Below are 23,095 nucleotides of genomic sequence, written 5' to 3'. Positions count from 1 at the left end.
CGTGAACGCGCGCAGGGGGCGTACTCCGTTGTCCGAGCGGGTCTATCGATCACTCCAGCGTGATCTCGCCGCGGGGGCGCTGGTGCCGACCGAACGGCTCGGCGAGGAACGCCTCGCCGAGACCTACGGCGTCTCCCGCACCCCCGTCCGCGAGGCGCTGGCCCGCCTCTACGCCGACGGCCTGCTGGAACGGCACGCCGACGGCCTCTACCCGTACCGCCCCCGGGTCGACGAACTCGGCGACCTCTACGAATTGCGAATCGTTCTGGAGGCCAGGGGAATTCAGCGCCTGCAAGCACCTGCCGCGGGTCTGCCGGAGCCCTTGGCCGCCACCGCGCCGCCGCGAGCGCCCGGCCCGGTCACTCTTCCCGCACCGCCGGGACAGCCGAGCGGGCTGCCGAATACCGAGGCGGTGCGCGGGGAATTGGAGACGTGGCGGCGTATCCGGGCACACCCGCCCGCGCCCGGGGCCGCGCTGATCACGGCCGACGAGCAGTTCCACACCACGCTGCTGCACGCCGCCGGCAACTCCGCGCTCGCCGACGCGCTCACCACCGTGCACGCCCGAGTCCGCCCGGTGCGCGCCCTCGACATGCCGACCCCCGCCCGCATCGCGGCCATGGCAGACGACCACATCGCGATCGCCGAGCAGCTGCTGTCGCGCGACTTCGAGACCGCGCTGCGCACTCTGCTCGCCCATCTCACCAGCTCGCGAGCGCACGTCCTCACCCGCGCTCGCCGCGCCCTCGAACTCACCCGGCTCGCCCAGGCGGTCCGCGAATGAGCCGGGGCTGGCGAGTGACTGGGACACGGTGTTCACTGGAGCCATGCTGTCGACGAAGCCACGCATCGCGCCCGGCCGCCTCCGCGAGCTGGGGCCCGTCAACTGGGTTGTCTGGCAAGCGCTCTCCCGCGCCGCCGGCACCGAGGACGCCCACCTGTTCAGCACCCTGGGCCGCACCGGCGGCCTGTTCCGGGGTTGGCTGCACTTCTCGGGCCGCCTCATGCCCGGGGGCGCACTGCGGCGCTACGAATCCGAACTCGTCATCCTGCGGGTGGCGCACCTGCGCGAGTGCGAATACGAAACCGAGCATCACATCCGGCTGGGCCGCCGCGCCGGCGTCACTCCCGAAATCCTGGATCGCCTGCGGGAGGGCCCGGCCGCGGCCGGTTGGACCGACAAGGAGCGGGCGCTGCTGACGGCGGTCGATCAGCTCGTCACCACCCGCGATCTCGACGACCAGGCCTGGCAGGCGCTGGCCGCCCACTACGACGAGCGTCGCCTCATCGAAATAGTCCTGCTCACAAATCAGTACGAGGGCCTGGCCAGCACCATCACCGCGCTGCGCATTCAGACCGACCACTGAAGCATCCGGGCCGGCCACTGAAGAATCCAGACCAGCCACTGAGCATCCAGACCAGCCGACGGCCATCCAGACCGGACACTGACTTCGGTTAACGCCGGAGCCGATAGACCGGCTGGGTCGCGACCTCCGGAACCGCGTGGGCGATGGCACGTTCGGCGCGGTGCGCGAGCCGCGCGTGCAGGTGCATATCGTGCCAGCCGTCGGCATGCAGGCCCGCGCTGCGATTGATCCCCTCCAGCACGAACCCGGATTTGTGGGCGACCCGGCAGGATTGGGCGTTGTAGACGGAATGCCGGAGTTCGAGGCGGTGGAAACCAGCAACCTCGAAGGCCCAGCCCACGAGCGCGTCGACCGCGCGCGGCGCGATACCGCGGCCGCGCGCGGCGGGAACCACCCAGTAGGCGATCTCGGCCTCACCGTGCCACAGCTCCATGTGATGCAGTGACGCGCGGCCCATCAGATGACCGGTATGACTGTCGGCCACAGCCCAATTCGCCGCGGTGCCGCTCGTCCACGACCGCGCCCAGGAGTCGACCCAGTCACCGGCTTCCTCGACCGTGTCGGCCGTGCGCACATGCCAGCGCCGGATGGCCGGATCCTGGAAGGCCGCGTACACCTCCGGGCCGTCGCGGCGCAGCCACGGGCGCAGCACCAGCCCGTCTCCCACCGGGAGCACCGGCTGCGCTGCCCGAGTGAAGGTTTCGGCGGCAACGATTGCCGGGGCGGCTCGCGGCATAGCTGGAATTCTGCCCGCGCACCGCCGTTCCGCGCGGCGAAATTGAGACCATCGTCCCGATCGGTTTGTGCCGCGCGAATTGTCCGGGCGGTCAGACAATGCTCAGGGCCTGGGCTTTTCGATCAGGACGGCGAGCCCGTCGAGCACCCGCCCCAGCCCGAACTCGTAGGCGTGGTCCGCGCTGTACGCGCTGTCGTGCGCCTGTCCCGCGACCGCCCCGACCCGGGCCGCCAGCGGGTAGCGCTCGGCGTCGAAGACCCGCGCGAGCAATGGGGCGGCCCGCTCCCACCAGTCGCGATCCGATTCGCCGCTGTCGCGCGCGGCCTTCGCGGTGTCGATGGCGAGCTGCGCGGTCGAGGTGACGAACCCCAGCACATAGGTGAGCGCGGCGTCCATGGCGAGATCGTCGAGGCCGAGTCCGTCGAAGGCCCGCAGCTCGTGGTCGTATTTCGCGGCCACGCCGGGACCCAGCGGGGGCCGCGTGGTCGGCAAGTACGCCACCCATGGATGCCGCGCCAGCAGCGCCCGATTCTCGGCCGCGATCGTGGAAACCCGCTCCCGCCAGGACATTTCGCCCAATTCCTGACGCGGCATGCGCTGGTAGACGGTGTCGAGCATGAGGTCGAGCAACTCCGCCTTGCCCGGCACATAGGTGTAGGTGGCCATGGGAGTGAGCCCGAGCTTGGCCGCCACCGAGCGCATGGTGAGCGCGCCCAGACCCGCGGTGTCGGCGATCTCGAGCGCGGCGGCGATGACGGCGTCGAGGGTGGTGCGCTGTTTGGGTCCGCGTGTGGGCCCACTGGATCCGGGCACCCGCCACAGCAGTTCCAGGGTGCGCACCGGGTCGCCCGCGCTGCTGCGTTCCCCGCCTTTCGCGGCCATCTCGCCTCACCTCCGCAGCCGATCGTATCCATGTGACGGCTCCCACATTGCACCCGCTCGGGAATTTACGTACAAAGTACAGCGTACTTAGTACAGAGTTTGTTGGCGCCACTTAGGAGGATCCTTGAACATCACCGCTTCCTGTCTCTCCCTGAACGTGCCCGACCCCGTGGCCTCCGCGCGATTCCTGATCGACCACTTCGGATTCACCGAGAAGATGGCCGCCGACGGCTTCGTCAACGTGACTCGCGAGGACGCCGGCTTCGACATCGTCTACCTGCGCACCGGGCTGGGCAGCTTCAAGCCGGAACGGATCGCGGGCAGTGCGGGCCAGGGCCTGCTGGTCGCTTTCGTCGTCGACGACATCGATGCCGAGTACGCGCGCGTGCGGGAGGAAGGAGTGCCGATCGTGACCGCGATCGAGACCGAGCCGTGGGGTGAACGCTACTTCCAGGCTCTCGACCCCAACGGCATCGTCATCCAACTGGTCCAGTGGGTCTGATCGAAGGCTGACAAAGATTTCTGCCGAGCGTGTCGATTCCTCCGCACCCCGATCGAGGAGTAGGTGAGGACCAGCCAGGGTCCCGCAACTCGACGGAAGGAAATCCGATGCGCAAGGTAGTCGCCTTCTCGCACATGTCGCTCGACGGTTTCGCGGCATCCGACACCGGGATGGGGTTGGAGTGGACGTTCCACGGTTACAGCCCGGACCTCGCCGCGTTCCACGACGAGCACATCCGCCCCGAGGTCGGCAATCCGGTCTACGGCCGCAAGACCTTCGTCGGCATGCGCGACCACTGGTCGTCGGTCCCCGACAACCCGGAGGCCAACGCGCACGACCTCGAGCACGCCGCCTGGGTGACCGAGGTCGACAAGCTCGTGTTCTCGACCACCCTCGAGGACCCGGGTTGGAAGAACACCCGGATCATCGGCTCGGACGCGGCGGCGCGGGTCGAGGAACTGCGGGCCGAAGACGGTGGCGCACTGGTCATCTACGGCAGCCCGAGCCTGGTGCACTGGTTCGCCGAGGCCGGGTTCATCGACGAATACTGGGTGTTCGTTCACCCGACCACGGTCGGTGCGGGCACGCCGCTGTTCCCCGCCGGCTTCGAGACCACGCTGACCCTGCTGGAGTCGAAAACCTTCGACGCCGGTGTCGTTTACACCCGCTACGCGGTCGCCTAGAGAGAGGATCGGAACATGCGACACATGGTGCTGATTCGCCTGGATCCCGGCCAGGCCGCGGACGGTCCCAGCGAGACGCTGCTCGCGGACATGAACACGCTGCTCGAGGAAATGACCAAGGCGGGCGTGCTGCTGGACACCGCGGGCCTCGGCGTCGAGGACACCGTGCGCATCCGGCAGACCGGCGGCGCCCAGACCGTCCTCGACGGCCCGTTCACCGAGTCCAAGGAGATCATCGGCGGCTACTGTCTGCTGCAGACCCGTTCGACGGAGGAGGCGGTGGAATGGGCGAGCCGATTCCTGCGCGTCCACGGCCCCGAATGGGATCTCGAGGTCGAAGTCCGAAAGGTCGAGGGCGGCCAGAACTGAATCCCGAGACCGCGCGGGCGCCCGGGCCGGGGGCGGAGCGGGCGCGGCGGGCGGTGGAGGCGGCGTGGCGGATCGAATGGCCCAGGCTGGTCGCGGGATTGACGCGGCTGGTCGGGGATATCGCGACCGCCGAGGAGTTGGCGCAGGACGCCCTCGTCGCGGCCTTGGAACAGTGGCCGGGGGCGGGCGTCCCGCCCAATCCCGGCGGCTGGCTCATGCTGACCGCGAAACACCGTGCGGTGGACCGCATCCGGCGGGACGCGAACTTCGCGCGCAAGCTGGAGTTGCTCGGACGGCAGACACAGTTCGAGGCGGCCGAGCCGAGCGCACCGGAACCGGGCATCGCCGACGATCTGCTGCGCATGATCTTCACGGCCTGCCACCCGGTGCTGACGCCGCCCGCGCGAGCCGCCCTCACCCTGCGCATGGTCGGCGGCCTGACCACCACCGAGATCGCGCGCGCCTATCTGGTCCCGGAATCGACCGTGGCGCAACGCATCGTGCGCGCCAAACGCACCATCGCGGCCAAGCGGATTCCCTACGAGGTGCCGGAGGGCGCGGAGCTGACCGCGCGACTGGACTCGGTGCTGGAGGTCGTCTACCTCATCTTCAACGAGGGATACACCGCCACCTCCGGTGAACGCTGGGTGCGCGCCGAATTGTGCGAGGACGCACTGCGATTGGCGCGCACCCTGGCGGCCCTGCTTCCGCAAGAGCCCGAGGCGCACGCGCTGGCGGCCCTCATCGAACTCCAGGCGTCGCGCACGACGGCCCGCAGCGCAGCCGGCAACGGCCTGGTGCTGCTGCCCGATCAGGATCGCTCACACTGGAATCGGCTCTACATCCAACGCGGCTTCGCGGCCCTGGCTCGCGCGCACACGCTGAACCGGACCCATGCCCGCGAACCGGGCCGCTATGCCTTGCAGGCCGCCATCGCGGCGGTGCACGCCATGGCACCCAGTGCGGAGGAGACCGATTGGCGGCGCATCGCCGGGCTGTACGCGATGCTGGCGCAACGGTTTCCGTCGCCCGTGGTGGAGTTGAACCGGGCGGTCGCAGTGGCCATGGTCCACGGTCCGGCGGCCGGGCTGGAACTGGCCGACGCTGTCGCCGCGACGGGCACGCTCGACGACTATCACCTACTGCACGCGGTACGCGGGGATCTGCTGTCGCGCCTGGGCCGGGATGCCGAGGCCCGGACGGCTTTCCGGCGCGCGGCCGAGCTGACGGCCAACGAGACCGAGCGGGAGATGCTGCTGGCGCGGGCGCGCTGAGTTCCAGAGCGCCCGCACCGATCCTGTGAATCCACTCTGATCAGGCATTTTCCGCGTGTCGCTGCCCCCATCCCCGAACTGAAAGGGCGTACGGTCGGATCCGTTCGAAGACAGATATGTCTGTTTTTTCGTGGCTTTTGTAACCACTTGCGTTGCGGAGAACTTCACGGAAGGACCAGGCGGTGCCCGTTTTCGAGAACCCCGACTCCCGTCGCCCACCCCTGCGAGCCGCCCTGCTCGGCCTGCTGCTCGCCGCCCTCACCCCGCTGACCGTCGCCGTCGGTCACGCCGACGCGCGCACCGATATCGCCGAACCCATCGCCCAGGCGGGCGAGGTCCCGGCCGCGCTGCCGGTGGACCCGGCCAGCCTGCTCCAACTGATCGGCACCGCCCAGCGCTACACCAAGCCGACGCTGCAGACCGTGTCCCGCTTCATCGTCCCCGACGATCAGTGGGCCTCGTTCAACGAGATCATCACGCACGAGAGCAACTGGCAGGTCTTCGCCGTCAATCCCACGTCCGGCGCCTACGGCCTGGCCCAAGCCCTCCCCGCGTACAAGATGTTCAGCGAGGGCCCGGACTGGATGGTCAACCCGTTGACCCAGCTGCGATGGGCCTACCGCTACATGGTCCAGCGCTACGGCAGCCCCAACGCGGCATGGGATTTCTGGCAGGCCCACAACTGGTATTAGGCCAGCGCGGCGCGGAAAACCTCGGCGACCGGCGTGGACGGACGGCCCAGCAGTTTCTGCAGATCACCGGAGTCGACGGTCAGGATGCCGTCGGCGATACCGCTGTCGGCATCGGCCAGCACCGCGGCGTAGCCGGCATCCAGGCCCGAGCCCTCGAGCGCGGCGGCGTAATCGGCCTGCGGCAGATCCTCGTAGCGCACCGGCTTACCGGAAACCTCCGAAATCACCTGTGCCAGTTCGTCGTACGAGAGCGTCTCGTCGCCGCCGAGCTCGTAGACCTTGCCCTCGTGACCGTCGGTGGTGAGCACGCGCGCGGCGGCCTCGGCGTAATCGGCGCGCGCCGCACCGGATACCTTGCCGTCGCGGGCCGCGCCGTAGAGCGTGCCCGACTCGACCGCGTGCGCCAGACCGCCGATGTAGTTCTCCCAGTACCAGCTGTTGCGCAGCACGGTGGTGGGGATCTTGGCCTCGGCCAGCACGGCTTCGGTGCCGGTGTGCTCCTGAGCCAGGATGAGCGGGTTGGCCTCGGCCTTGGGAATGCTGGTGTAGGCCAGCAGTTTCACGCCCGCCGCCTCGGCCGCGCGCAGCACGTTGGTGTGCTGGGCGACCCGCTTGCCGAACTCGTTGCCGGACACCAGCAGCACCCGGTCGACGCCCTGGAACGCGCGCTCGAGCGCCGCCCGATCGTCGAGGTCGGCCACCCGCACCTCCACCCCGCGCTCGGCCAGATCGGCGACCTTGGCCGCGTCGCGGACCACCGCCACCACCGGCTGCGACCCATCCTTCAACAGCGCCTCGACGACCAGGCGACCCAGCTGTCCACTTGCTCCGGTGACGGCGACGGTCATGACTACCTCCAGGTTTCAGGGAATGAACTGCACTCTCATTACGTACTAACTAATAGTAAGCACATCCCATTCCCAAACCGCTACCCGAATGACAGGTAACCTGAATCTCATGACCTCCCAGCCCCCCGACCAGGCATATGCGGTCGACCCCACGCTGGAGGCCGACGTTTTCGCCCGCAATTGCCTCTCGCGCCCCGTCCTGCAAGATGTCGCGAGCCGCTGGGGCGTCCTCGCCCTGGCCGCCCTGCGCGAGGGTCCCTACCGCTTCTCCGCGCTGCGTCGCCGCGTCGACGGCATCTCCGAGCGCATGCTCTCCCAGACCCTGCAAACCCTGGAACGCGACGGCATGGTCCACCGCGAAGTCCAGCAATCCATCCCCCCGGTCGTCGAATACACCCTCACCGACCTGGGCGAAAAAGTCGCCGACCAACTGGTCGCCCTCATCGACATTCTCGAATCCAACCTCGACGCCATCACCGCCGCCCAAACCGCCTACCACCGCGAGTAACCCGGGCGCGGGCACGAAAAAGGGCCCGCCGCCGGCATTTTCGCCGACAACGGGCCCCTGTGCGTCTCCGCGAACGCCCCTCGCGCGTCAGAAGTTGATCATGTGGCCGGCAAGGCCGTGGATCGCTTCCTGGATGGCTTCCGACAGGGTGGGGTGGGTGTGAACGTTGCGCGCCACTTCGTTGACCGTCAGGTCCCACTTCTGGGCGAGGGTCAGTTCCGGCAGCAGCTCGGAGACGTCCGGGCCGATCAGGTGGCCGCCGAGCAGCTCTCCGTACTTGTTGTCGGAGATCAGCTTGACGAAGCCCTGGGCGTCGCCGAGACCGTGCGCCTTGCCGTTGGCGGTGAAGGGGAAGGTGGCGACCTTGACGTCGTAACCCTCGGCGCGCGCCTGCTCCTCGGTGAGGCCGAAGGAGGCGACCTGCGGCTGGCAGAAGGTGGCGCGCGGCATCATCCGGTAGTCGCCCAGCGACTGGGTCTCCGCACCGGCGATGGTCTCGGCGGCGACCACGCCCTGCGCCTCGGCGACGTGCGCGAGCTGCAGCTTGGCGGTGACGTCACCGATGGCGTAGATGCCGGGCACGTTGGTGCGCATGTACTCGTCGATGGCGATGGCGCCGCGCTCGGTGAGCTGCACGCCGGTGTTCTCCAGGCCGTAGCCGGTGACCCGCGGCGCGAAGCCGACGGCCTGCAGCACCTTGTCCACGGTGACGGTCTCGATGGAGCCGGACTTGTTGTCCTTGATGGCGACGGTGACCTTGGACCCGTCGTCGTCGATGGACTGCACGGCCGCACCGGTGGTGATGGTGATGCCGAGCTTCTTGTACGCCTTGGTGATCTCCTTGGAGACGTCGGCGTCCTCGTTCGGCAGTGCGCGGTCGAGGAATTCGACGATGCGGACGTCCACGCCGTAGTTCTTGAGGACGTAGGCGAACTCCATGCCGATGGCGCCCGCACCCACGATGAGGATGGAGCCCGGCAGGTCGCGGGTGAGGATCTGCTCCTCGTAGGTGACCACGTTGGCCGACAGCGAGGTGCCCGGCAGCAGCTTGGTCTCGGTGCCGGCGGCGATGATCACGTTGTCGAACGTGATGTCCTCGGCGCCGCCCTTGGTCAGCTCGACCGACAGCGACTTCGGACCCGTGAAGGTGCCCTTCCCGTCGAACTCGTCGATCTTGTTCTTCTTCATCAGGAAGTGAACGCCCTTGACCCGGCCGTCCGCGACCTTGCGGCTGCGGTCGAACGCCGCGCCGAAGTCGAAGGTCGCGTTACCCGAGATACCGAAGGTCTTCGCTTCCTTGGTGAAGATATGGGCGAGCTCGGCATTGCGCAGCAGTGCCTTGGAGGGGATGCAGCCCACGTTCAGGCACACGCCACCCCAGTATTTCTGCTCGACGATCGCTGTTCGCAGGCCGAGTTGAGCGGCGCGAATCGCGGCGACGTAACCGCCGGGACCAGCGCCGAGAACGACGACATCGTAGTGGGAAGTCACGGCTTCGAGACTAGACTCCCCCGCCTCCCCGCGCCTCAGCGCCCGGCTGAGAGCCGTCGCCTATTGGCATTGCGGGCCGGCGGTCGGGTGCCGGAACCCATTCTGGGGGTACCCCGGGAGTTACCCGGATCCGCACGAGATCAGTCGTCACGCCACGCCTGAATCGATCGCCCGTTTTACGCTTGCCCGGTCTCGAAGCGACTGATCAGTCCGTCACGCACGGTGAACCGCCATGCCGTGCGCATGCCGCCCCAGCGGTCGTTGGAGTAGTCGGCCACGAATTCGGTCGGGCCCGAGACCGATTCGACCTTCATGCGGCCGTTGGTGGAGAAGATCTCCGAGGCGGTCCAGTCCGCGAGATCGCGCTCCTGACCGTCGTCGCTCATGGAGGCGTCGGCGGTCAGGGTCTTGAAGAAGGCCTCCGCATCGCCCGCGTTCACCGCGTCGACGAACTGCTGGACGGCCGGGTCGAGCTCTGTCATCGCTGCATCCCTCTCGGTCGGCGAGCACTGATCGAGCAACCTCGTGGCGAGTCTAGTCCCGCCACACCTGCCGGGCCACGCGCGCGAAGTTGCCGCCGAACACCGCGGCCCGGTCGGCCTCGGAGAAGCCGCGCGCGGCCAGCACCTCGTCGAGGCCCCGCACCTCGGACACGCCGAGCAGGTCTTCCGGTGGTACCCACTGCAATTGGCCGTAGCGAGTGATCTCCTCGGAGTAGTGCTCGGGATGCTCGGCCAGCTCGCGATTGAAATCCTCGGCGTCGAACGAGTAATCGGAGCTCACCCCGATGTGGCCGATGCCCACCAACTCCACGCCGTAGACGACGTGATCGGCCATGGCCTCGATCCGCCCGGCCCGGTCGGCGGGCTCGTTGCGTCCCAGGAAGATGCCGACCCCGTTGATACCGATCACCCCGCCGGTGGCCGCGCACGCCTTGGCCTGATCGTCACCGATATTGCGTGGATGCGCCCACACCGTCGCGAAATTCGAATGGCTGTAGATCATCGGCACATTCGTGATCTCGGCGATGTCGAGCCCGGTGCGCCGCGAACAGTGCGACCCGTCCGCGAACACCCCGACCTCGTTGAGCTTGCGAATCAGATCCCGCCCGTACGCGGTGAGCCCGGTGTCCTCGGTATCCAGGCACCCGGATCCCGCCGCATTGGCGCGGTTGTAGGTCGGCAGCAGCGAACGCAGCCCCAATTCGTAGAACAGCTCCACATTGTCGAGATCGCCCTCCAGCGGCCCGGAGTCCTCCAGATCGAACGCCAGCGCCAGCGTGGCCTCGGTCTCCTCGGTCGGCTGCTCCGGCCAGGCGTCCTCGATGGAGTGCACCAGCCGGAATCGCCCATCGGTCAACGCATCCCGCCGAAACTGGGTGACCAGCTCCAGCGACTCCCGGGTGGACTGCGGCGAATACCCGATGTTCACCGACAGATACGAGCCCGCCGGGTAGCGGGTCAGCTCGGTCAGATCCGCGGACGGTAGCAGGGGCAGACAGCAGTGTTGTTCCCACAGTCTGGGGTGGTGCTGAGCTCGAACCGCTTCTCGGGACACGCCGAGACCTCCTGATCGGACCGCTGTCGAAACCGCAATCCTACTGACCGGGCGGCATGCCGACGGCGACGCGCACCGCGGGGACGTTCGCGACCGGCGAACGGACGCCTGGGCAACAATGAGCACATGACCGGTGTTGGAGAGGGCGTGACGGATCCCTACCTGTGGCTCGAAGAGGTCGACAGCGAGCGCGCCCTGGAATGGGCGCGCGAACGAAATGCGGTGTCGAAGCAGCGATTCGCGTCGTCGGACCGCTTCCGGGAGCTGGAGGCGCGGGTGCTGGCCATGCTCGACACCGATACCCGCATCGCCTATCCGGGCCGCCGCGGCCCGTGGCTGTACAACTACTGGCGCGACCGCGAGCATCCGAAGGGCCTGTGGCGGCGCACCACCTTCGCCGAGTACGCCAAGGACGATCCGGACTGGGAGATCCTCATCGACCTGGACGCCCTGGCCGCGGCCGAGGGCGAGAACTGGGTGTGGGGCAGCGCCGCGGTCCTGCGGCCGGCGCAGCGGCGGGCGTTGATCAGCCTTTCGCGCGGTGGCGCCGACGCCAAGGTGGTGCGTGAATTCGACATCGAGGCAAAGGCTTTCCTCGCCCCCGAGGACGGCGGCTTCTACCTGCCCGAGGCCAAATCCGATTTCGCCTGGATCGACGACGACACCCTGTACGTGGGCACCGATTTCGGCCCGGGTTCGCTCACCGATTCCGGCTACCCGCGCGTGGTGAAGCGCTGGCGGCGTGGAACTCCCTTGGAGTCAGCGGAATTCGTGTACGAGGGCGAGACCACCGACGTGGCGGTCTCGGCGGGTTTCGACCGCACCCCCGGCTACCAACGCCACTTCGTGGGCCGCGCGACCGACTTCTTCAACGAGGAGGTCTACCTGCTCGAGCCGGACGGCTCGCTGCGCTTCATCGACGTGCCCACCGATGCCAGTGAGTCCTGGTACAAGGATTGGCTGCTGGTGCGCCTGAAGTCCCCGTGGGAGGTGGCGGGCACGACCTATCCGGCGGGTGCGCTGCTGGCCACGAATTTCGAGGCATTCCTCTCCGGTGCAAGGGATTTCGATGTCCTGTTCACCCCGGACGCGCACACCGCGCTGCACGGTTACGGCTGGACCGAGAACCACCTGCTGCTGATCACCCTGCGCGACGTGCAGACCGACCTGCACGTGCTCACCCCCGGCCCCGACGGCTGGACCCGCGAGCCGCTGGCCGACACCCCGCGCATGGCCACCACCAGCGTCATGAACCTCGACCGCCTGGAGGGCGGCGACGAATTCATGCTCTCCACCAGTGGTTTCACCCGCCCGACCACACTCCTGTCGGGTGCGGTGGGCGGCGGCGTCGAGGTGCTCAAACAGGAGCCGGAGTTCTTCGACGCCGACGGCATCGAGACCGAGCAGTTCTTCGCCACCTCCGACGACGGCACCGAGATCCCGTATTTCGTGATCCGCCACCGGGATCGGCGCGGCACGCCCGGCCCGACCGTCATGTCCGGCTACGGCGGCTTCGAAGTCTCCCGCACCCCAGGCTATTTCGGCGGCGTCGGCATGGGCTGGCTGGAACGCGGCGGCACCTACGTGCTGACCAATATTCGCGGCGGCGGCGAGTACGGGCCGGAATGGCACACCTCGGTGCTGAAAGCCAACCGCCACAAGGCATACGAGGATTTCGCCGCCACCGCCCGGGATCTGGTCGCCCGCGGCATCACCACGCCCGACCGGTTGGGCGCGGTCGGCGGCAGCAACGGCGGCCTGCTCATGGGCGTCATGCTGACCCGCTACCCGGAGTTGTTCGGGGCCATCGTGTGCCAGGTCCCGCTGCTGGACATGAAGCGCTATCACCTGCTGCTGGCGGGTGCGTCCTGGATAGCCGAATACGGTGACCCGGACAAGCCGGAGGAGTGGGAGTACATCTCGAAGTACTCGCCCTACCAGAACACCAGCGCCGACCGCCGCTATCCGCCGATCCTGCTCACCACCTCCACCCGCGACGACCGCGTCCATCCCGGCCATGCCCGGAAGATGGCCGCGCTCTTGGAATCCGAGGGCCACGAGGTCTGGTACTACGAGAACATCGAGGGCGGCCACGGCGGCGCCGCGGACAACAAGCAGTCCGCGTTCCAGTCGGCGCTGGTGTACGAGTTCTTCGCGCAGCAGCTCATGAAGGACTGAGCCGCGTCCCCGATCAGCGGTCCCGCAGCCATTTTTCGACATAGTCCAGGGTGGAGCCGGGATCGCTGATCCACCCGTTGTGCCCGAGCGGGTCCGGGTTGTGCCAGGTGGTGATGTCGGCATTGGGCAGCTTGTCCAGCAGCCGCCGCGCCGAACGCTGCGGGGTCAGCTCGTCACCGCGCAGCGTGATCGACAGCACCGGCAGTTTCAGCCGGGCGATCCGCTCCTCGTAATCGATATCGGCGCCGACGGGTTCGAAGCGCCCGGTACGCGCCAGGCGCGCCCAGTCGGCGATGAGAACCTTCGACTGCCGCCCGAATCCGCCGGCCGTCACCGTGTCCCCGGGCCAGAACCCGGCCAGATTGGCCGTCAGCGACAGCGCGGCGCTGCCGAGGGCCGCCAGTCCCGTGTACCCGCGATGGTGCGGCGTGCCGGACGCGACGAGGATCAGCCCGCCCAGCCGCCCGCGAATCCGCGCGGCGTACATGACCCCGAGCTGCCCACCCATGCTGTGCCCGAGCAGATATGGCGTGCGGCCGGGGAACCGTTCGCGCACGGCCTCGAACATGGCGGGAAAGTCGACGGCGACGAGTTCGTGATAGCCGAACTGACTGGCGGCCCCGGGTTTGGGCTTGCTGTCGCCGTTGCCCCGGATCTCCAGCAGCGCCACGTCGAAACCCCGGTCCGCCAACGGCTTCCCGAACAGCGAGTAGTACTCCCCGGGCACCCCCAGCCCCGGCACCACGACCACCACCGGCCGCGGCGCATCGGCCGTAATCGGATGCCGGTGCGGGCCTTTCGCGGGGATCAGCCGGACCGGCACCATCGTCCCGTCGGGCATCTGAATGGGCACGGTCTCCATGCGCCGCAGGCTACCCGTAAAGGTCGCGCCCGTCCGCGAGGAGCGGACGGGCGCGAAAGCGAGTCGCATGGAAGAGTTTCGGCGGGCTCAGGCGGTGACCGCGCCCATGATGACCCGGCGTAGCACGCGAATCACGTCGTCGAGCGGCTGGCGCGGTTCCGAACCGCTCCACGCGTCGACCACGTAGTTGACCGCGCCGATGATGGCCAGCACGCGCATTTCGTAGTCCCCGGGCGGGATTTCGCCGTGCAGGGCGGCATCCTCGGCGGCGCTGGCCAGCAGCGCGCCCCAGGCGCGGCGCAGTTCCAGGCGGAACTTCTCCACCTTGGGTCCCGCGCCGACGACTTCGACCAGCGCGACTCTGGCCTTGCGCGGATCTCGCCCGATGGACTCGATATAGGCGCGGACGGCGGCGTCGATGATGTCGATGGCGCTGGCGTCGGAGTGCTCGGCGATGGTGGCCGCCACGGCCTCCCGGGATTCGCGATCGATCTGCTCGTAGAGCTCGAGCAACAGCGATTCGCGTCCGGTGAATTCCTCGTAGAACTGTCTCGAGGAGAGGCCGGCGTCCTTGCAGATGGCTCCGACGGAACTATTGGCGTATCCGTCGCGCGCGAACACCGTGAGCCCGGACTCCAGAAAACGCGCACGACGCTGCCGCTGCCGGTCTTCTACGGGCTGCCCGGCGTACATTCTTCCCGCGTTCGTTTCCTGTGACATTGCGCCAGACAATACCGAAGGGCCCGATCCCCTCGTCATGGATCGGGCCCTTCGTTTGTACCTTCGACTTACCGCGCGATAGCCGAAAGTTGGCTCAGTAACTTCGGGCAATGCGACGCACCCGGGACGGAGGGTATAGGCAGGGGAACCATCCCGGGTTCGGTACGCGCGTCCGGGGGGAGACTCGCGGCCCGATGTCGCATTGACCCGAAAGTCACTGATCGTTTGCCGTTCATCACGATACAGAGCAGTCGAACCGGACGGAATACTTTTCGAGGAGTTTTTTAGTTTTAATTTGGCGGGCCGGTGCGGCGCGCTGCCGGACGTCACCGCCGGCATCCCGAAGCGACCACCGCGGACGGGCACGAAAAGGGCCCGATCCCCTCGTCGAAGATCGGGCCCTTCGTCATCGAATCGGCTTCCGCGCAGTAGCCGAAAGATGGCGCTTGCGCGGCTACTTGGCGGAAAGGCTCGACGAGCCGGTCTGCAGCAGCTTCAGGATGGTCTGAACTAGAACATCCGAAAGGAGGTTCGCCATGGTGGTGCTCCGATTCAACAGGTTGCCAGTGCCGTCACTGGCTGTTTGCCATCCGGACGATACCCACCCACCACCGGAGCTGGGAAGATTTCGGATGAAGTTTCTAGAATTTTTTGCAGACATCCCTAGAGTGCCCTAGGCGGCCGGAACCTCCGGCTCGCCCAGCGTCAGCATCAGGCGATTGGCCCACGAGAACGACGCGGTCGACAGCACCAGATCGTGCAGTTCGACATCGCCGAATCCCAGCTCTCGCAACCGTTTCAGATGGTCGGCGGTGGCGCGCGGTGGAGTGGCGGCCAGGGCGTCCACGAAATCGATGATCGCGTCCCATCTTTCGTCGATCCGCACGCCGTTGCCCTCGTCCAGCAACCGCTGCACATCCCCCGGCCGCTTGGACAGCGCGGAAGTGAAACGTGAATGAACAGAGGCGCAGTATTCGCAGCCGTTGTGCCGGGAGGTAACGGTCGCCGCGAGTTCGCGCTCGGCCCGGGTCAACCCGTCTCGACCGTAGAAGATCTCTTTGTCGTTGGCACTGCGGTGCGTCAGCACGGCGGCGTTGCGCGCGAGTAACCGGAAGTAGGGCCCGATGCCCCGACCGCCTTCGAGCAGCGGGCGCTGCGCGTCGTCGGCGTCGGCCAGCCGGATCGGCTCCACCCACGGCACCCAGTCCAGCTGCTCCTGGGTGAATCCCGGTGGGCGCCGGTCGATCTCGACACTGCGCACTTCACTGTTGGCACCGCGCACTTCACTCATGTTCCGCTCCGATCAACTCGAGCCCGGCCAGCAGCCGAACCTGGAAGTGCACAAACCCGATCAACTGCGCCACCGTCACGATGTCGCGCTCCGACAACCCCACCGCCGCCAACGCGTCGATATCCGCGCGCGTGATCGACGCAGGCGCGGTGGTCACCCGCGCCGCATGCCGCAGCACGGCCGCCAGCACCGGATCTCCCTCCGCCGGAACGCTTCCCAGCGCCGCATAATGCGCCGCCAACCGCGGCGCACCCGCCAGCTCGGCCACCGCGACCGCGGCCGCGACGACCCGATCCCGTCCGATGGCCGCGGTGGCCGGACCGTCCAGCAGGGCCGCGTACACCCCCTGCGTGTGCGCGACGACCGCCGGCCGGGTCTCCCGCACCGCGCGCACCGCCGACGCGGTGTCACCGAGCACCGCGTCGATGACATCCGCGGCAGGAGTGCCGAGCACCGTCGTCGCTTCGGCCCCCGCGGGCGCGGCCGATTCCGCGGAGTCGGCCGATTCCGCCACCGCCGCAGGTGACTCCGCGGGTGTGGTGGCCTCGACCGACGCGGGTGTGAGGGCGTCGGCCGGCGCGGATGTGAGGGCGTCGGTCGGCGCGGCGGCCGCGCCGGCGCCGTCGGCCGGAGGTGCCTGAGTCACGGATTGATCCTTTCGTCGGCCCGCCAACCCAGTTGCGGCGCAACCTTGGTGGCGATGAGTTCGATGGAGCGCAGGGTGGCGGCATGACCCGGGTCGACCGGATGCGCCTGCACGATGAAGTCGGTGGCCGACCGCAGCGCGGTGTCGGCCGCCAGTTGCGCGGCCACCTCGTCGGGGGTGCCGTAGTAGATGTCGCGCAGCACCTCGGCGACGGTGTTCGCCACTTCGGGACCGCCGTTGCGCCCCAGTTGGTTCAGGAAGCGCACCGCGCCCCGTTCGGCGAGTTCGATCGCCTCGTCGTGGTCGTCGGCTACGAAAACGCCTCGGGAAGCGCCGATTCGGGGTGCGACGCCCGCGGGCAACGCGGCGAGATAGGCGTCCACCAGCGGCTGCTGGATCTCCCAGAGCGCAGCCTCGGGCGCGGAGGCATCGCGCGGCTGAGCCTTCGACAGCAGCAGTCCGTCACCGGCCTCCCCCGCCCGCTGCGCTCCCCCGGCCGAGAAGGTGGCCTGCCACAGCCGATCCCGCAGCCCAGGGGCGGGCGGGTTGAGCCCGCGCTCGCCGACGAGCGCGGAACCGCTCAGCGCCGCAGTCACTTTCGCGAGCTTGTCGGCGTATACCCGCTGCCGATCCGCCCCGCCGAGCTCGAAGAGCTCGAAGGCGTGCCGGGACCCGCCCGCCCCGAAACCCAGCTCGAGCCGGCCGCCCGACAGCGTGTCCAGCACGGCCGCGTCCTCGGCGACCCGGATCGGATCCTCGAGCGCCAGCGTGACGATGGCGGTCCCGAACCGGATGCGGGTGGTGCCGGCCGCCGCGTGCGCGAGGAACACGAACGGGGACGGCAGTCCGCCCTCGGCCGGATCCAGATGATGCTGGGCCACCCAGGCGGTGTCGTAGCCGAGCCGTTCGGCCAGCGCGATCTGCTCGAGCGCCTGCCGGTACACCGTGGCCGCGTCTTCCTCCGCGTCCGTACGGACCAGTCGCGTGAAAAATCCGAGACGTTGCGGTGTCATATCGTCACCTTTCCGAGGTAGGCGTCGCGGACGGCCGGATCGCCGCTCAGTTCGGCGGCCGGGCCGTGCAGCACGATCCGGCCGTTGCGCAGCACATTCGCGGTGTGCGCGATGCTCAGCGCCAGTTCCGCCTGCTGTTCCACGATCAGGATGGCCAGGCCCAGCTCCCGATTCAATCGCGCGATCTCGTCCAGCACCCGGTCCACGAACAGCGGCGACAATCCCATGGTGGGCTCGTCCATGCAGATCAGTCGAGGTTTGCTCATGAGCGCCCGGGCGAACGCCAGCATCTGCTGCTCACCGCCGGACAGCGTGCCCGCCCGCTGGCCGCGGCGCTCGGCCAGGCGTGGGAAGTGCGTGAACAGCTCGGCGGCGCGGGCGGCCAGCACCGCCCGCCGCTCCTTGCGGATGTACCCGCCGACGAAGAGGTTCTCCTCGACGGTCATGGCCGGGAAGACCCGCCGGGCTTCGGGCACCGACGCCAGCCCGGCTCGGATTCGGGTCGCGGGCGGGGTGCCGCTGACGTCGACGCCGTCCACGCGCACCGTGCCCGAGGTCGGTTTCAGCAGTCCGAGCGCGGTTTTCATGGTGGTCGACTTGCCGGAGGCATTGCCGCCCAGCAGCGAGACGATCTCCCCGGGCCGGACCTTCAGCGACACCTCGTCGAGAGCGCGAGAGGCTCCGTAGTGCACCACCACATTCTCGAATTCGAGGATGGGCGTGGCGTTCTCGTCGAACTCAGACATCGACTTCCACCTTCCCGCCGGCCCGGCTGCGCCCCAGATACGCCTCGATGACGCGCGGGTCCGCCAGCACCTCGTCGGGGCTGCCCTGCGCGATGATGCGGCCCTCGTCGAGCACCAGCACCCGATCCGACAGGTCGTGCACCAGATCCATCTTGTGCTCGACCAGCAGCACGGTCTGCCCCTGCGCCTTCAATTCGGCCAGCTGCCTGCCGATTTCGGCGGTTTCGGTCTGATTCATGCCCGCCGCGGGTTCGTCCAGCAGCAGCAGATCAGGTGCGGGGGCGAGGGCCCGGGCGATCTCGGTGCGGCGGCGATTGGCGTAGGACAGCGTGTAGGTCGGATGGTCGGCGCGCGGACCCAGCCGTTCGGGGAAGCGCGCGATCTGCGCCTCGATCCGGGCGGCGGCCATACGCCGCTCGGCGCGCGCGGCCCGGGTCGGAACCACGGCCACACCCAACTCGGCCAGCAGCGAAATCCAGCGCAGTACCGGGATATTCGCCAGCGACCGCAGTGGGCGGGAAGCGCGCAGCGTGGTCTGTAATCCGACATCGACGTTCTCGCGGACGGTCATATTGCCGAACACTCGGCCGTTCTGGAAGGTCCGCGCGATTCCGGCAGCCGCGGCGGCTTCCGGGCGGCCCGGACGAATCCGCTTGCCGCGCACCATAACTTCCCCCGCATCCGGCTTCAGCACACCCGAGATCAGGTTGACCGTCGTCGACTTCCCGGATCCGTTGGGTCCGATGATCGAGACGAATTCGCCTGGCGCGATCGAGAATTCGACACCGTCCACCGCGTGGACGCCACCGAAGGCGCGGCGCAGGCCGGTGACGGTCAAGACATCCCCGGCGTCAGGCGTCGACGGTAATGGGCTTGCCGGTTCCGACACGTTCCCTCCTCACCAGAATTCCCTGCGGCCGGAACCGCACCACCAGCAGCAACACCAAGCCGTACAACACGATTCGCCACGACGGCGCGAGCCGCAGCACCTCCGGCACCCCGATCAGCACCGCCGCGCCCAGCACCGCCCCGTACGGCGAGGCGGTGCCGCCGAGCACCAGGATCGTCATCACCAGCAGCGACATCGGCAGGTTGAACACGGTGGGGTCGATGTAGGAGTACTGATGCGCCAGCAACGCCCCGCCGATCCCGGAGAAGAACGCCGCGAGCGCGAAGGCCAGCGCCTTGTAGTCGCGCACCGGCACCCCCGCCGAACGCGCCGCCACCTCATCGGCCCCGATGGCGCGAATGGCCGTCCCCAGCCGGGAGCGCTGCACCCCGACGATCACCGCCAGCACAATCCCCAGCACCACCAGTTCCAGCCGGAAAATCTCGGTGTGCGTGGTGAATTCGTGGCCGAACAGGCTCGGCGCGGGAATCCCGAAAATCCCGTAGCTGCCGCGGGTCACCGACTGCCAGTTGCGAATGATCGCCACCGTCACGATGCCGATGCCGAGCGTCGCGATGGCCACATAGTGACCGCCCAGCCGCCACAGCGGCGCGGCCAGCACCGAGGACACCACGGCCGCCACCAGGCCCGCGGCCAGGATGGCGGGCAGGAACGCCCACCCGTGCGACACCGTCAGCACCGCCGAGGTGTACGCGCCGATCGCGATCGGCCCGGCCTGCCCGATGGCCAGCTGCCCCGCCGACCCTGCCACCAGCGTCATGGAGACCGCGATGATCGCGTAGGCCAGAATCTGGGTGCCCACCGAGATGCCGTAATCGTCGGCGATCGATGGAATCGCCACGCCCGCAACGGCGAACGCGATGAGCGCATGCCACCAGCGCACCCGCAGCTCCCGGCCCGCGCCCAGGAAGGTGCCGGTCATGGGTTCGGATTCGATGGCGGGCGGGCGCGCCAGCAGGCCGCCGGGCCGCAGCACCAGGAAGATCACCAGCAGCCCGAAGGTGAGCAGATCCCGGTAGCCGTCACCGAGCCAGTAGATGCCGAACGCCTCCACCAGGCCCAGCACGAAACCGCCGATGACCGCGCCCGGAATCGAACCCAGTCCGCCGATCGTCGCGGCCACGAATCCGGTCATGCCGACGATGCCGCCGCTGGTCGGCGAGATGTTCGAGTTGTACAGGCCGACGAAAATGCCCGCCAGCCCGCCCAATCCGGAGGCGATGGCGAAGGCCAGCGATTGCACCCGCCCCACACCGATGCCCATCTGCGCGGCCGCGTCGGGATCCTGCGCGGTGGCGCGAATGGCGAGCCCGTGCCGGCTGTAGCGCAGAAACGCCCACAGTCCGGCCATCACGGTGAGCGTGATGACGAACATGACCACATCCGAGGTGCCCAGCCGCACCCCGCCGACCCGAATATTGTTGGTGGGCAACACCTGTGGGAACGTCCGGGTGTCCGGACCGAACACCAGCGCGACCACGTTCTCGATGATCAGCCCGACCGCCACCGTGGCCAGCAGCGCCGCGATGGCCGGGGCCCGCCGCAGCGGCCGCACCGCCAGCACGTCGATGGCGACCCCGACCAGCGCGGTCGCCGCGACCACCACGACCAGCGCCGCCCACCACGCCAGGCCGTGCTGGGCGATCAGCCACCAGCCCAGCACCGACCCGAACGCGAAGATCGCGCCGTGCGCGAAGTTGATGACATTGCTGACCCCGAAGATCAGGGTGATGCCCACGGCGATGAGCGCGTACGCATTGCCGTGGACCAGACCCGCTACGAGCGTGTCGAACATCTATTTGGCGCTTCCGACCGGCAGGAACTTGCCGTTCTGCAGGATCAGCTCGATCGGCTTCACCCCGCTCGGCCGGCGCGTCTGCTGATCGAATGCGAAGGTGCCCAGGCCGATTCCGTCGAAGTCCTTCACCTCACGCAGGCCCTTCAACACGCCCTCGCGGGTCGCGCCGCCGTATTTGGCGGCCTTCACCAGCGTGTTCAGCGCGTCGTAGGCGTACACGTTGAAATCGCCCGGATCGGTATTGAACTTCGCCTTGAACTTGGTGACGAAGCTCTGGATCTTCGGGCTCGGATCCGATGGGGTGAACACGCCGTTGACGATGTCGCCCTCGGCCGCGGCGCCCGCCAGATCGATGAACTGCGGCGTGTTCTGGCCGCCGAAGAACTGGCCGGTGAACCCGACGTCACGCAGCTGCTTGGCCACCAGCGCACCGTCCGGCCCATAGCCCAGGTGCACGAAGGCGTCCGGATTGGCGTCGCGGCCCTTGATCAGGACCGGCCGGAAGTCCTGCGAATCGGGCAGGATCGGCGAGGAGTAGGCGATCTCGATGCCCTTCTCCTTCGCGAACTGCTGGAAGTACTGGAAAGCCTGCTTGCCCCAATCGGATTCGAGGTAGACCACCGACACCTTCTTGGCCTTCGACTTCACCCATTCGGTATTGCGCTCCTGGAACACGTCCAAGGTGATGGACGGGCTCCACGAGTAGTCGCCGCCCTTGGTGAAATCCGTCGAGGAGTTGGTGAACCCGTACTGCACCAGCTTGCCGCGGTTGTACACCGGCGACGCCGCGATGGAGGCGGGCGAGGAGAAGTCGCCCAGTTCGGCGATGATCGACTGATCGCCCACGAACTTGGTGGCGATCGGCACCGTCTGCTTCGGATCCGACTGCGAATCCTCCCATTTCAGCGCGACCTTCTTGCCGTTGATCCCACCGGCCGCGTTGATCTCGTCCAGGGCCAGATCGAAGCCCTGCTGCCACAGCCGCCCGTACTCGGCCGAACCGCCCGTCTTCGGCCCGGACACCCCGAAATACACGGTGTCCGAACCACTTCCGGAATCGCCGGCGCAAGCCGAGGCCAGTCCGCCCACCAGGGCCAGCACGGCGACTCCCACCGCCACCCGCAGACCACGCGACCGGGACCAGTTCCTGCTCATTGCTACCTCTGCACTCGCACCGGCTCGCCAACCGGGCATGGGGACACGGCCGCGACTGCCGTTCGCGGCCTGCTAGCGCTTGCGATGCCCGCGACGGCATCGCCTGGTCGTCACCCGGGGCACCCCGCCGCCACGCGAGGGTTGCCGATCAGCGAGCCGGGGCTCGAACATGCTGATACTCGTGACCGTGGGCAAAAGGTAGCCGTGTCCACCCGCACGCCGACATGATTCGAATCAGGCTGATGCCAACGACACCTGCCCGCGACCGCGAGCCGGTTCCGAACCGACGACAGGAAAACCGTTGCCAGCACTGCAAATAGCCGTCTGCGGACCCCGCGACTGCACCGACCGCGAAGCCGCCGCCGCCCGCGAGGTGGGCGGTCTGCTGGCCGCCGCCGGAGCGACCGTCCTGTGCGGCGGCGGCGCCGGCGTGATGGCCGCCGTCGCCGAAGGCGCCTCCCGCGCAGGCGGACTCGTCATCGGCATCCGCCCCGACACCGACCGCGACGCGATCTGCCCCGGCCTCTCGGCCGTCGTCTACACCGATATGGGCGAAGCCCGCAACGCCATCCTGGTCGCCTCCGCCGACGCCGTCATCGTCCTCGGCGGCTCCTGGGGCACCCTCTCCGAACTGGCCCTCGCCAACCACCGCGCCATCCGCGTCGTCACCCTCCACGGCTGGCGCATCCACGACGCCGATGGCACCCCCCTCCACGCCGCCCTCCCCGCCGAAACCCCCTCCCAAGCAGTAACCCTCGCCCTCACACCCCACCTCTAACCACACCGTTCCAATCCCGGCGCGGCCATCCTCACCCCGGCGCGGCCATCCTCACCGCGGCGCGGCCATCCTCACCGCGGCGCGGCCAT

The 23,095-nt window shown here is 68.3% G+C and carries 25 protein-coding genes and 1 riboswitch; of the genes, 10 read left to right on the top strand and 15 right to left on the bottom strand.

The annotated features are described in order from the left end of the window. The first annotated feature begins 1 nt into the window (after window position 1). The gene (locus D7D52_RS05895; protein WP_120735400.1) at window positions 2-784 is read left to right on the top strand and encodes a GntR family transcriptional regulator; all 783 of its coding nucleotides are present in this window, start codon (window positions 2-4) and stop codon (window positions 782-784) included. Window positions 785-827: 43 nt separating this feature from the next. Further along, window positions 828-1,367 carry a carboxymuconolactone decarboxylase family protein gene (locus D7D52_RS05890; protein ID WP_120735399.1) on the top strand — a complete coding sequence of 180 codons (540 nt, stop codon included), beginning with the start codon at window positions 828-830 and terminating at the stop codon, window positions 1,365-1,367. 88 nt (window positions 1,368-1,455) lie between these two features. Here D7D52_RS05890 and D7D52_RS05885 read toward each other — a convergent pair whose 3' ends face one another. After that, a complete protein-coding gene (locus D7D52_RS05885; RefSeq protein WP_120735398.1) occupies window positions 1,456-2,103 on the bottom strand; it encodes a GNAT family N-acetyltransferase in 648 nt (215 codons plus the stop codon). A 102-nt stretch (window positions 2,104-2,205) separates the two neighbouring features. Further along, window positions 2,206-2,985, bottom strand: a complete 780-nt coding sequence (locus tag D7D52_RS05880; RefSeq protein ID WP_120735397.1) for a TetR/AcrR family transcriptional regulator — start codon at window positions 2,983-2,985, stop codon at window positions 2,206-2,208. 124 nt (window positions 2,986-3,109) lie between these two features. Here D7D52_RS05880 and D7D52_RS05875 point away from each other — a divergent pair, with 124 nt between their 5' ends. The 5 genes from D7D52_RS05875 (at window position 3,110) to D7D52_RS05855 (ending at window position 6,505) form a co-directional block, all read left to right on the top strand. Then, on the top strand, window positions 3,110-3,487 hold the full coding sequence (locus D7D52_RS05875; RefSeq protein ID WP_120735396.1) for a VOC family protein: 378 nt from the start codon (window positions 3,110-3,112) through the stop codon (window positions 3,485-3,487). Between the two features lie 107 nt (window positions 3,488-3,594). Then, window positions 3,595-4,170: a dihydrofolate reductase family protein gene (locus D7D52_RS05870; RefSeq protein ID WP_120735395.1), complete on the top strand. Its 576-nt coding sequence runs from the start codon at window positions 3,595-3,597 to the stop codon at window positions 4,168-4,170. 15 nt (window positions 4,171-4,185) lie between these two features. After that, the gene (locus tag D7D52_RS05865) at window positions 4,186-4,539 is read left to right on the top strand and encodes a YciI family protein (RefSeq protein ID WP_120735394.1); all 354 of its coding nucleotides are present in this window, start codon (window positions 4,186-4,188) and stop codon (window positions 4,537-4,539) included. Next, the gene (locus D7D52_RS05860; protein WP_120735393.1) at window positions 4,491-5,813 is read left to right on the top strand and encodes an RNA polymerase sigma factor; all 1,323 of its coding nucleotides are present in this window, start codon (window positions 4,491-4,493) and stop codon (window positions 5,811-5,813) included. The genes D7D52_RS05865 and D7D52_RS05860 overlap by 49 nt, the downstream gene beginning before the upstream one ends. Window positions 5,814-5,995: 182 nt before the next feature. After that, on the top strand, window positions 5,996-6,505 hold the full coding sequence (locus tag D7D52_RS05855) for an aggregation-promoting factor C-terminal-like domain-containing protein (RefSeq protein ID WP_246023655.1): 510 nt from the start codon (window positions 5,996-5,998) through the stop codon (window positions 6,503-6,505). Here the strand turns inward: D7D52_RS05855 and D7D52_RS05850 are convergent. Then, entirely contained in the window at window positions 6,502-7,353 is an 852-nt protein-coding gene (locus D7D52_RS05850) for an SDR family oxidoreductase (protein WP_120735392.1), read from the bottom strand. The genes D7D52_RS05855 and D7D52_RS05850 overlap by 4 nt on opposite strands. A gap of 109 nt (window positions 7,354-7,462) precedes the next feature. Between D7D52_RS05850 and D7D52_RS05845 the strand changes: the two genes are divergently transcribed. Next, the gene (locus D7D52_RS05845; RefSeq protein WP_120735391.1) at window positions 7,463-7,861 is read left to right on the top strand and encodes a winged helix-turn-helix transcriptional regulator; all 399 of its coding nucleotides are present in this window, start codon (window positions 7,463-7,465) and stop codon (window positions 7,859-7,861) included. An 87-nt stretch (window positions 7,862-7,948) separates the two neighbouring features. Here D7D52_RS05845 and lpdA read toward each other — a convergent pair whose 3' ends face one another. From lpdA to D7D52_RS05830, 3 genes are all read right to left on the bottom strand, one after another. Continuing rightward, entirely contained in the window at window positions 7,949-9,352 is a 1,404-nt protein-coding gene (lpdA, locus tag D7D52_RS05840; RefSeq protein WP_120735390.1) for a dihydrolipoyl dehydrogenase, read from the bottom strand. 176 nt (window positions 9,353-9,528) lie between these two features. Then, on the bottom strand, window positions 9,529-9,834 hold the full coding sequence (locus D7D52_RS05835; protein WP_120735389.1) for a nuclear transport factor 2-like protein: 306 nt from the start codon (window positions 9,832-9,834) through the stop codon (window positions 9,529-9,531). A gap of 52 nt (window positions 9,835-9,886) precedes the next feature. Further along, the gene (locus D7D52_RS05830) at window positions 9,887-10,909 is read right to left on the bottom strand and encodes a dipeptidase (protein ID WP_187703114.1); all 1,023 of its coding nucleotides are present in this window, start codon (window positions 10,907-10,909) and stop codon (window positions 9,887-9,889) included. Between the two features lie 126 nt (window positions 10,910-11,035). Here D7D52_RS05830 and D7D52_RS05825 point away from each other — a divergent pair, with 126 nt between their 5' ends. Continuing rightward, window positions 11,036-13,087: a prolyl oligopeptidase family serine peptidase gene (locus D7D52_RS05825; RefSeq protein WP_120735388.1), complete on the top strand. Its 2,052-nt coding sequence runs from the start codon at window positions 11,036-11,038 to the stop codon at window positions 13,085-13,087. A gap of 13 nt (window positions 13,088-13,100) precedes the next feature. On the opposite strand, the gene D7D52_RS05820 is transcribed toward D7D52_RS05825, so the two are convergent. The 9 genes from D7D52_RS05820 to D7D52_RS05780 form a co-directional block, all read right to left on the bottom strand. Beyond that, complete coding sequence (locus D7D52_RS05820; protein WP_120735387.1) at window positions 13,101-13,949, bottom strand: alpha/beta fold hydrolase; 849 nt, start codon at window positions 13,947-13,949, stop codon at window positions 13,101-13,103. 87 nt (window positions 13,950-14,036) lie between these two features. Continuing rightward, window positions 14,037-14,669 (bottom strand): TetR/AcrR family transcriptional regulator, encoded by a 633-nt coding sequence (locus D7D52_RS05815; protein ID WP_246023654.1) that lies wholly within the window; start codon window positions 14,667-14,669, stop codon window positions 14,037-14,039. Between the two features lie 673 nt (window positions 14,670-15,342). Further along, entirely contained in the window at window positions 15,343-15,960 is a 618-nt protein-coding gene (locus tag D7D52_RS05810; protein ID WP_120735385.1) for a peroxidase-related enzyme, read from the bottom strand. Further along, on the bottom strand, window positions 15,953-16,606 hold the full coding sequence (locus D7D52_RS05805) for a hypothetical protein (RefSeq protein WP_120735384.1): 654 nt from the start codon (window positions 16,604-16,606) through the stop codon (window positions 15,953-15,955). Before D7D52_RS05805 ends, D7D52_RS05810 begins: the two co-directional genes overlap by 8 nt. After that, entirely contained in the window at window positions 16,603-17,619 is a 1,017-nt protein-coding gene (locus tag D7D52_RS05800; protein WP_120735383.1) for a putative FMN-dependent luciferase-like monooxygenase, read from the bottom strand. The genes D7D52_RS05805 and D7D52_RS05800 overlap by 4 nt, the downstream gene beginning before the upstream one ends. Next, window positions 17,616-18,365, bottom strand: coding sequence for an ABC transporter ATP-binding protein (locus D7D52_RS05795; protein WP_120735382.1), 750 nt, complete (start codon window positions 18,363-18,365; stop codon window positions 17,616-17,618). Before D7D52_RS05795 ends, D7D52_RS05800 begins: the two co-directional genes overlap by 4 nt. Then, window positions 18,358-19,254, bottom strand: a complete 897-nt coding sequence (locus D7D52_RS05790; RefSeq protein WP_120735381.1) for an ABC transporter ATP-binding protein — start codon at window positions 19,252-19,254, stop codon at window positions 18,358-18,360. Before D7D52_RS05790 ends, D7D52_RS05795 begins: the two co-directional genes overlap by 8 nt. After that, window positions 19,217-21,070 carry an ABC transporter permease gene (locus D7D52_RS05785; protein ID WP_120735380.1) on the bottom strand — a complete coding sequence of 618 codons (1,854 nt, stop codon included), beginning with the start codon at window positions 21,068-21,070 and terminating at the stop codon, window positions 19,217-19,219. Before D7D52_RS05785 ends, D7D52_RS05790 begins: the two co-directional genes overlap by 38 nt. Further along, window positions 21,071-22,228 carry an ABC transporter substrate-binding protein gene (locus D7D52_RS05780; RefSeq protein WP_120735379.1) on the bottom strand — a complete coding sequence of 386 codons (1,158 nt, stop codon included), beginning with the start codon at window positions 22,226-22,228 and terminating at the stop codon, window positions 21,071-21,073. 70 nt (window positions 22,229-22,298) lie between these two features. Continuing rightward, window positions 22,299-22,415: riboswitch (SAM riboswitch) on the bottom strand. Window positions 22,416-22,529: 114 nt separating this feature from the next. On the opposite strand from D7D52_RS05780, the gene D7D52_RS05775 reads away from it, so the two are divergent. Beyond that, entirely contained in the window at window positions 22,530-23,006 is a 477-nt protein-coding gene (locus tag D7D52_RS05775; protein WP_246023653.1) for an SLOG cluster 4 domain-containing protein, read from the top strand. Window positions 23,007-23,095: the final 89 nt, after the last annotated feature.

The organism is Nocardia yunnanensis, assembly GCF_003626895.1.
GTDB lineage: Bacteria > Actinomycetota > Actinomycetes > Mycobacteriales > Mycobacteriaceae > Nocardia > Nocardia yunnanensis.
The sequence above is the reverse complement of the archived record's forward strand: the minus strand, read 5'-3'. Positions and strand labels throughout refer to the sequence as shown.

Excerpts from the sequence above, each read along its gene's own strand:
- D7D52_RS05890 (WP_120735399.1), top strand. The coding sequence starts at position 828 with ATGCTGTCGACGAAGCCACGCATCGCGCCCGGCCGCCTCCGCGAGCTG.
- D7D52_RS05880 (WP_120735397.1), bottom strand. The coding sequence starts at position 2,985 with ATGGCCGCGAAAGGCGGGGAACGCAGCAGCGCGGGCGACCCGGTGCGC.
- D7D52_RS05845 (WP_120735391.1), top strand. The coding sequence starts at position 7,463 with ATGACCTCCCAGCCCCCCGACCAGGCATATGCGGTCGACCCCACGCTG.
- D7D52_RS05885 (WP_120735398.1), bottom strand. The coding sequence starts at position 2,103 with ATGCCGCGAGCCGCCCCGGCAATCGTTGCCGCCGAAACCTTCACTCGG.
- D7D52_RS05870 (WP_120735395.1), top strand. The coding sequence starts at position 3,595 with ATGCGCAAGGTAGTCGCCTTCTCGCACATGTCGCTCGACGGTTTCGCG.
- D7D52_RS05785 (WP_120735380.1), bottom strand. The coding sequence starts at position 21,070 with ATGTTCGACACGCTCGTAGCGGGTCTGGTCCACGGCAATGCGTACGCG.
- D7D52_RS05860 (WP_120735393.1), top strand. The coding sequence starts at position 4,491 with ATGGGATCTCGAGGTCGAAGTCCGAAAGGTCGAGGGCGGCCAGAACTG.
- D7D52_RS05820 (WP_120735387.1), bottom strand. The coding sequence starts at position 13,949 with ATGGAGACCGTGCCCATTCAGATGCCCGACGGGACGATGGTGCCGGTC.
- D7D52_RS05850 (WP_120735392.1), bottom strand. The coding sequence starts at position 7,353 with ATGACCGTCGCCGTCACCGGAGCAAGTGGACAGCTGGGTCGCCTGGTC.
- D7D52_RS05835 (WP_120735389.1), bottom strand. The coding sequence starts at position 9,834 with ATGACAGAGCTCGACCCGGCCGTCCAGCAGTTCGTCGACGCGGTGAAC.
- D7D52_RS05865 (WP_120735394.1), top strand. The coding sequence starts at position 4,186 with ATGCGACACATGGTGCTGATTCGCCTGGATCCCGGCCAGGCCGCGGAC.
- D7D52_RS05810 (WP_120735385.1), bottom strand. The coding sequence starts at position 15,960 with ATGAGTGAAGTGCGCGGTGCCAACAGTGAAGTGCGCAGTGTCGAGATC.
- D7D52_RS05825 (WP_120735388.1), top strand. The coding sequence starts at position 11,036 with ATGACCGGTGTTGGAGAGGGCGTGACGGATCCCTACCTGTGGCTCGAA.
- D7D52_RS05815 (WP_246023654.1), bottom strand. The coding sequence starts at position 14,669 with ATGTCACAGGAAACGAACGCGGGAAGAATGTACGCCGGGCAGCCCGTA.
- D7D52_RS05780 (WP_120735379.1), bottom strand. The coding sequence starts at position 22,228 with ATGAGCAGGAACTGGTCCCGGTCGCGTGGTCTGCGGGTGGCGGTGGGA.
- D7D52_RS05800 (WP_120735383.1), bottom strand. The coding sequence starts at position 17,619 with ATGACACCGCAACGTCTCGGATTTTTCACGCGACTGGTCCGTACGGAC.
- D7D52_RS05795 (WP_120735382.1), bottom strand. The coding sequence starts at position 18,365 with ATGTCTGAGTTCGACGAGAACGCCACGCCCATCCTCGAATTCGAGAAT.